Here is a 6,953-nt window from a genome sequence, read left to right as displayed (position 1 = left end):
GCAGCACCGTCACCGACCCCCTCGGCGACCTCGACACCGCCCCCGGTGACCACCCTGCCGCCGCCGGCGCCGGAACCGGGGGTCAACTGCCGGGTGGCCGCATGACGGAACCGGGGCATACCCAGCCGCAGTCACCGGTGGCGGTCACCCCGCCCCTTCCCACCCGGCGCAATGCCGAACTGCTGCTGCTGTGCTTCGCCGCCGTCATCACCACCGTCGCGCTGCTCATCGTCGAGGCCAACCAGGAACAGGGCGTGACCCTGGACCTGATCGGCTACACCACCGCGTACCTGGCGCTGTTCGTCGCCGCGCATCTGGCCATCCGCCGTTTCGCCGCCTACGCCGATCCCCTGCTGCTGCCGATCGTGGCCGTGCTCAACGGGCTCGGGTTGGTGATGATCCACCGGCTCGATCTGGCCGCCAGCATCGACGACGCCACCTCCAAACCCACCGCCAATCAGCAGATGCTCTGGACGCTGGTCGGCGTGCTCGGCTTCTCGCTGGTGGTGATCCTGCTCAAGGACCACCGGCAGCTCTCGCGCTACGGCTACGTCTGCGGGATGGCCGGGCTGGTGCTGCTGGTGATCCCGGCACTGTTGCCGCGGGCGTTCTCCGAACAGAACGGCGCCAAGATCTGGATCCGGTTCCCCGGCTTCTCGATTCAGCCGGCCGAGTTCTCCAAGATCCTGCTGCTGATCTTCTTCGCCGCGGTCCTGGTGAACAAGCGCGGCCTGTTCACCAGCGCCGGCAAGCACGTGCTGGGCATGAACCTGCCCCGCCCCCGCGACCTGGCGCCGCTGCTGGTCGCCTGGGTGGCATCGGTCGGGGTGATGATCTTCGAGAAGGACCTCGGCACCTCGCTGCTGCTGTACGCGTCCTTCCTGGTGATCGTCTACGTGGCCACCGAGCGGGTCAGCTGGGTGGTGATCGGCATGGCACTGTTCGCGGCGGGAAGCGTCGCGGCCTACTACTTGTTCAACCACGTGCAGGTGCGGGTACAGAACTGGCTGGACCCGTTCTCCGACCCCGAGGGTTCCGGCTACCAGATGGTCCAGGCGCTGTTCAGCTTCGCCACCGGCGGCATCTTCGGAACCGGGCTGGGCAACGGCCAACCCGGCACGGTGCCGGAGGCCTCGACCGACTTCATCATCGCCGCGATCAGCGAGGAGCTGGGTCTGGTCGGCCTGGCCGGGGTGCTGATGCTCTACACCATCCTGATCATCCGCGGCCTGCGCACCGCGCTGGCCGTCCGCGACAGTTTCGGCAAGCTGCTGGCCGCCGGGCTGGCGTCCACGCTGGCCATTCAGCTGTTCATCGTCGTCGGCGGTGTCACCAAGCTGATCCCGCTGACCGGGCTGACCACCCCGTGGCTGTCCTACGGCGGCTCCTCCCTGCTGGCCAACTACCTGCTGCTGGCCATCCTGGTGCGGATCAGCCACAACGCACGGCGCCCGATCGTCAGCCTGGCACCCAACCAGCCGCCGCTGGCGGCGGCGAGCACCGAGGTGATTCAGAAGGCATGAACACCTCCCTGCGACGCATCTCGATGGTGATCATGGCGCTGATGGTCGTGCTGCTGCTCAACGCCACCCTGACCCAGGTGTTCACCGCCGACAGCCTGCGCGCCGATCCGCGCAACCAACGGGTGCTGCTCGACGAGTACTCGCGCCAGCGCGGGCAGATCGCCGCCGAGGGCCAGCTGATGGCCTACTCGGTCGCCACCAGCGGGCGCTACCGGTTCCTGCGGGTCTACCCCAATCCCTTTGTGTACGCGCCGGTTACCGGTTTCTACTCGCTGCGCTACTCCAGTACCGGGCTGGAACGCGCCGAGGACGCCGTCCTCAACGGCTCCGATCAACGGCTCTTCGGCCGCCGGCTGGCCGACTTCTTCACCGGGCGCGACCCGCGCGGCGGCAACGTCGACACCACCATCGTGCCGCGGGTCCAGCAGGCCGGCTGGGAGGCCCTGCAGGAGGGGTGCGGCGGCAACCCCTGCAAGGGCGCGGTGGTGGCGCTGGAACCCTCCACCGGCAAGATCCTGGCCCTGCTGTCCTCACCGTCGTACGACCCCAACCGGCTGGCCTCCCACGACACCGACAAGCAGGTGGCCGCCTGGGAGCGGCTGCGCGACGATCCGGACCAGCCGCTGACCAACCGGGCCATCTCGGAGCGCTATCCCCCGGGCTCGACGTTCAAGGTGATCACCACGGCCGCCGCCCTGCAGAAGGGGGTCACCGAGGACGACCAGTTCACCGCGCTGCCCACCATCCCGCTGCCCGACAGCACCGCGACACTGGAGAACTACGGCGGCTCGCCCTGCGGCTCGGGGCAGAGCGCGTCGCTGCGGGAGGCGTTCGCCCGTTCCTGCAACACCGCCTTCGTGCAGCTGGGGCTGCAGATCGGCACCGACGCGCTGAAGAACGCCGCGCTGTCGTTCGGCCTGGACGAGCCGCCCCCCTCGATCCCCCTGCAGGTCGCCGAGTCGACCGTCGGCCCCATCCCGGACCGGGCCGCGTTGGGGATGACCGCCATCGGGCAGAAGGATGTGGCGATGACCCCGCTGCAGAACGCGCTGGTCGCGGCCACGGTGGCCAACAAGGGCGTGACGATGCAGCCCTACCTGGTGGACAGCCTCAAGGGACCCGACCTGGCCAATATCGCCACGACCGAACCCACGGTGCAGCGGCGTGCGGTGTCTGCGCAGGTCGCGGCTAAGCTAACAGATTTGATGGTCGGCGCCGAGCAGCACACACAGCAGAAAGGGGCCATCCCCGGCGTGCAGATCGCATCCAAGACCGGTACCGCCGAGCACGGTACCGACCCGCGCAACACGCCCCCGCACGCCTGGTACATCGCCTTCGCGCCCGCGTCGGCGCCCCGGGTCGCGGTGGCGGTGCTGGTGGAAAACGGTGGCGACCGGCTCTCGGCGACGGGCGGGGCGGTGGCCGCGCCCATCGGACGGGCCGTGATCGCCGCGGCCCTTCAGGGAGGATCATGAGTCCGCGAGTCGGCGTGACGCTATCCGGTCGTTACCGCCTGCAGCGCCTGATCGCCACCGGTGGCATGGGGCAGGTGTGGGAGGTCGTCGACAGCCGTCTGGGACGGCGGGTGGCGGTCAAGGTCCTCAAGGCCGAGTACTCCTCGGATCCCGAGTTCGTCGAACGGTTCCGCGCCGAGGCGCGCACGGTGGCCATGCTCAATCACCCGGGCATCGCCAGCGTGCACGACTACGGCGAGACCGAAATCGACGGCGAGGGCCGCACCGCCTATCTGGTGATGGAACTGGTCAACGGCGAGCCGCTGAACTCGGTGCTCAAGCGGACCGGCCGGCTCTCGCTGCGGCACGCGCTGGACATGCTCGAGCAGACCGGGCGGGCATTGCAGGTCGCCCATTCGGCCGGCCTGGTGCACCGCGACGTCAAGCCGGGCAACATCCTGATCACCCCCACCGGCCAGGTGAAGCTGACCGACTTCGGCATCGCCAAGGCCGTCGACGCGGCCCCGGTGACCCAGACCGGGATGGTGATGGGCACCGCGCAGTACATCGCACCCGAGCAGGCCCTGGGCCACGACGCCACCGCGTCCAGCGACGTGTACTCGCTGGGAGTCGTTGGCTACGAAGCGGTTTCGGGCCGCCGACCGTTCACCGGGGACGGCGCCCTGACGGTGGCGATGAAGCACATCAAGGAGACGCCGCCGCCGTTGCCGGCCGACCTGCCCCCCAACGTCCGCGAGCTCATCGAGATCACCCTGGTCAAGAATCCGGGCATGCGCTACCGCAACGGCGGCGCGTTCGCCGACGCGGTGGCCGCCGTGCGGGCCGGGCGCCGGCCGCCGCGCCCCAACCAGGCACCGACGCTGGGCCGCGCCGCCCCGGCCGCGATCCCCTCCGGGGCCCAGGGTCGCGGAGCGGCCGAACCGCGGCCGGCCACCGCCGGTCGGGCCCGCCCGTCCTCGGGCAGCCACCGGCAGCCGCCCCCGGCGCGCAGCACGTTCTCGTCGGGCCAGCGGGCGCTGCTGTGGGCCGCCGGGGTCCTGGGCGCGCTGGCGATCGTGATCGCGGTGATCCTGGTGATCAACTCCCGCGACAGCCTCAACTCACCCGACAGCACCCCGCAGACGGTCACCAACACCGTCACGCCCTCCACCGAGGAACCGGCGCCGGTCCCGGCCGAGCCGTCGAACTGGACCGGGCTACACGATCGTGATTCGGGGGTACTAAAGCTGGAGGGGCAGCTACCCGACTCCGCCGGACGATCTCCGGCACCGGCCCCGCTGATCCGACTGACCGCCGACCACGAGATACGACCATGACCACCCCCGAGTTGCTGTCCGGCCGCTACGAGCTCGGCGAGATCCTCGGCTTCGGTGGCATGTCCGAGGTGCATCTGGCCCGCGACATCAGGTTGCACCGCGATGTCGCGGTGAAGGTGCTGCGGGCCGACCTCGCCCGCGACCCCAGCTTCTACCTGCGGTTCCGGCGGGAGGCGCAGAACGCGGCCGCGCTGAACCACCCGGCGATCGTGGCCGTCTACGACACCGGTGAGGCCGAGACCGCCAACGGGCCGCTGCCCTACATCGTCATGGAGTACGTCGACGGGGTCACGCTGCGTGACATCGTCCACAGCGACGGGCCGATGCCCCCGCAGCGGGCCATCGAGGTGATCGCCGACGCCTGCCAGGCGCTGAACTTCAGCCACCAGCACGGCATCATCCACCGCGACGTCAAGCCGGCGAACATCATGATCTCCAAGACCGGCGCGGTGAAGGTGATGGACTTCGGCATCGCCCGCGCGCTGGCCGACTCCAGCAGCGTCACGCAGACCGCCGCGGTCATCGGCACCGCGCAGTACCTGTCCCCCGAGCAGGCCCGCGGTGATGCCGTGGACGCCCGCTCCGACGTCTACTCGCTGGGCTGCGTGCTCTACGAGATCCTCACCGGCGAACCGCCGTTCGTCGGTGATTCCCCCGTCGCGGTGGCCTACCAGCACGTGCGGGAGGATCCGGTCCCGCCCTCCCAGCGCCACACCGGCATCTCCCCGGAGCTGGACGCGGTGGTGCTCAAGGCACTGGCCAAGAACCCCGACAACCGGTACCAGACCGCCGCCGAGATGCGCACCGACCTGGTGCGGGTGCACAGCGGGGAGCAGCCCGAGGCCCCCAAGGTGCTCACCGACGCCGACCGCACCTCGCTGTTGTCGGCGTCGCCGCCGCCCCGCGACAGCGACGCCACCGACGAGATCCCCCGGCAGATGCCGCACTACATCGAGCCCGCCGACCGCGCCGGCGAGGGCCGCGGATCGGTGGCCCGCTGGATGGTGGTGGTCGCACTGCTGACCGTGCTGACGGTGGTGGTGACGCTGGCCATCAACTTCTGGGGCGGCAGCCCCCGCGACGTGCAGGTGCCCGACGTGACCGGCAAGTCGTCGGCGGACGCGATCGTCGAGCTGCAGAACCGCGGATTCAAGACCTCGACCCTGCAGAAGCCCGACTCCGAGGTGCCGCCGGATCACGTCATCGCCACCGATCCTGCCGCCGAGTCGATGGCCTCGGCCGGCGACCAGATCACCGTCGAGGTGTCCACCGGCCCCCAGCAGCGCGAGGTGCCCGACGTCTCCACGCTGTCCTACGCCGACGCCGTCGAGAAGCTCAAGGACGCCGGCTTCAGCCGGTTCACCCAGAGCAGCTCCCCGTCGACCCCGGAGCTCAAGGACAAGGTGGTCGGCACCAATCCCCCGGCCAATCAGACCTCGGCCATCACCAACGAGATCACCCTGATCGTCGGCTCCGGCCCGCAGACCGAGCCCGTTCCCGACGTCAGCGGGCAGACCGTCGACCAGGCCCAGCAGAACCTGACCGTCTACGGATTCACCAAGTTCGCCCGCGTCGACGTCGACGGCATTCCCAGTTCGGGCACCGTGCTGGGCACCGACCCGCCGGCCGGACAGAACGTCGCCATCGACACCGTGATCGAGCTGCAGGTCTCCCGCGGAAACCAGTTCGCGATGCCGAATCTGGTCGGACAGTTCTGGACCGACGCCGAACCCAACCTGCGGGCGCTGGGCTGGACCGGGGTGCTGGTCAAGGGGCCCGACGTGCAGGACAGCGGTCAGCGCTCGCACGCCGTGGTCACCCAGTCCCCCGCACCGGGGACCGGGGTCAACTACGGTTCGTCGATCACGCTGAGTTTCGCGTCATAGCCGCCGCGACGGTGTCGGCGACCTCCTGCTCGAGGCGGCGCACCAGGTTCTCCTCCGGTGCGGCACCGCAGAAGCCCAGCCAGTTGGCCAGCATCCGGTGACCGCCCTCGGTGAGGATCGACTCGGGGTGGAACTGGACGCCGTGGATCGGCAGGGTCTTGTGCCGGACACCCATGATGACCCCACCGCGGGTCTCCGCGGTGACGTCCAGCTCGGACGGCAGGGTCTCGGGCAGGATGGTCAGCGAGTGGTAGCGGGTGGCCGTGAACGGGTCCGGCAGGCCCTTGAGCACGCCGGTGTCGCGGTGATACACCGTGCTGGTCTTGCCGTGCAGCAGCTCCGGGGCCCGGTCCACGGTGCCACCGAAGGCGACCCCGATGGCCTGGTGGCCCAGGCAGACCCCCAGCAGCGGCGTTCCGGCGGCCGCGCACGCGCGGACCAGCGGAATCGAGGCACCGGCGCGTTCGGGCGTTCCCGGTCCGGGGCTGAGCAGGATGCCGTCGACCTCGCCGGCCACCGCGGCGACGCGCTCGTCGCCGGTGAGCCGCTCGTCGTCGTTGCGCCAGACCTCGGCGGTGACGCCGAGCTGGCCCAGGTACTGGACCAGGTTGAACACGAAGCTGTCGTAGTTGTCGACGACCAGGACGCGCATCGCCACAGGTTACCGGTGCCGCGCCCGGTGGCGAAAACGTATTAACCGGGGCCCGCCGGCCCACGGATCCTGCGCGGATCCCGCGCGAACCCGCCGCGGAC

General features: G+C 70.1%; 5 protein-coding genes. 4 read left to right on the top strand and 1 reads right to left on the bottom strand.

From position 1 onward, the window contains the following. Positions 1–101 precede the first annotated feature (101 nt). Genes CSR00_RS18450 through pknB form a run of 4 tightly spaced genes read left to right on the top strand, consistent with a single transcriptional unit; the run spans position 102 to position 6,200 of the window. A complete protein-coding gene (locus CSR00_RS18450) occupies positions 102–1,523 on the top strand; it encodes a peptidoglycan glycosyltransferase RodA (protein WP_099023881.1) in 1,422 nt (473 codons plus the stop codon). After that, positions 1,520–2,998, top strand: coding sequence for a D,D-transpeptidase PbpA (gene pbpA, locus CSR00_RS18445; protein ID WP_099023875.1), 1,479 nt, complete (start codon positions 1,520–1,522; stop codon positions 2,996–2,998). The genes CSR00_RS18450 and pbpA overlap by 4 nt, the downstream gene beginning before the upstream one ends. Then, positions 2,995–4,314, top strand: a complete 1,320-nt coding sequence (locus CSR00_RS18440) for a protein kinase domain-containing protein (RefSeq protein WP_099023874.1) — start codon at positions 2,995–2,997, stop codon at positions 4,312–4,314. The genes pbpA and CSR00_RS18440 overlap by 4 nt, the downstream gene beginning before the upstream one ends. After that, entirely contained in the window at positions 4,311–6,200 is a 1,890-nt protein-coding gene (pknB, locus tag CSR00_RS18435; protein WP_099023873.1) for a Stk1 family PASTA domain-containing Ser/Thr kinase, read from the top strand. The genes CSR00_RS18440 and pknB overlap by 4 nt, the downstream gene beginning before the upstream one ends. On the opposite strand, the gene CSR00_RS18430 is transcribed toward pknB, so the two are convergent. After that, positions 6,178–6,852 carry an aminodeoxychorismate/anthranilate synthase component II gene (locus tag CSR00_RS18430; protein ID WP_099023872.1) on the bottom strand — a complete coding sequence of 225 codons (675 nt, stop codon included), beginning with the start codon at positions 6,850–6,852 and terminating at the stop codon, positions 6,178–6,180. The genes pknB and CSR00_RS18430 overlap by 23 nt on opposite strands. Positions 6,853–6,953: the final 101 nt, after the last annotated feature.

This window comes from Mycolicibacterium palauense, from assembly GCF_002592005.1.
Classification (GTDB): domain Bacteria; phylum Actinomycetota; class Actinomycetes; order Mycobacteriales; family Mycobacteriaceae; genus Mycobacterium; species Mycobacterium palauense.
This window is presented reverse-complemented; position numbering and strand designations above follow the sequence as displayed.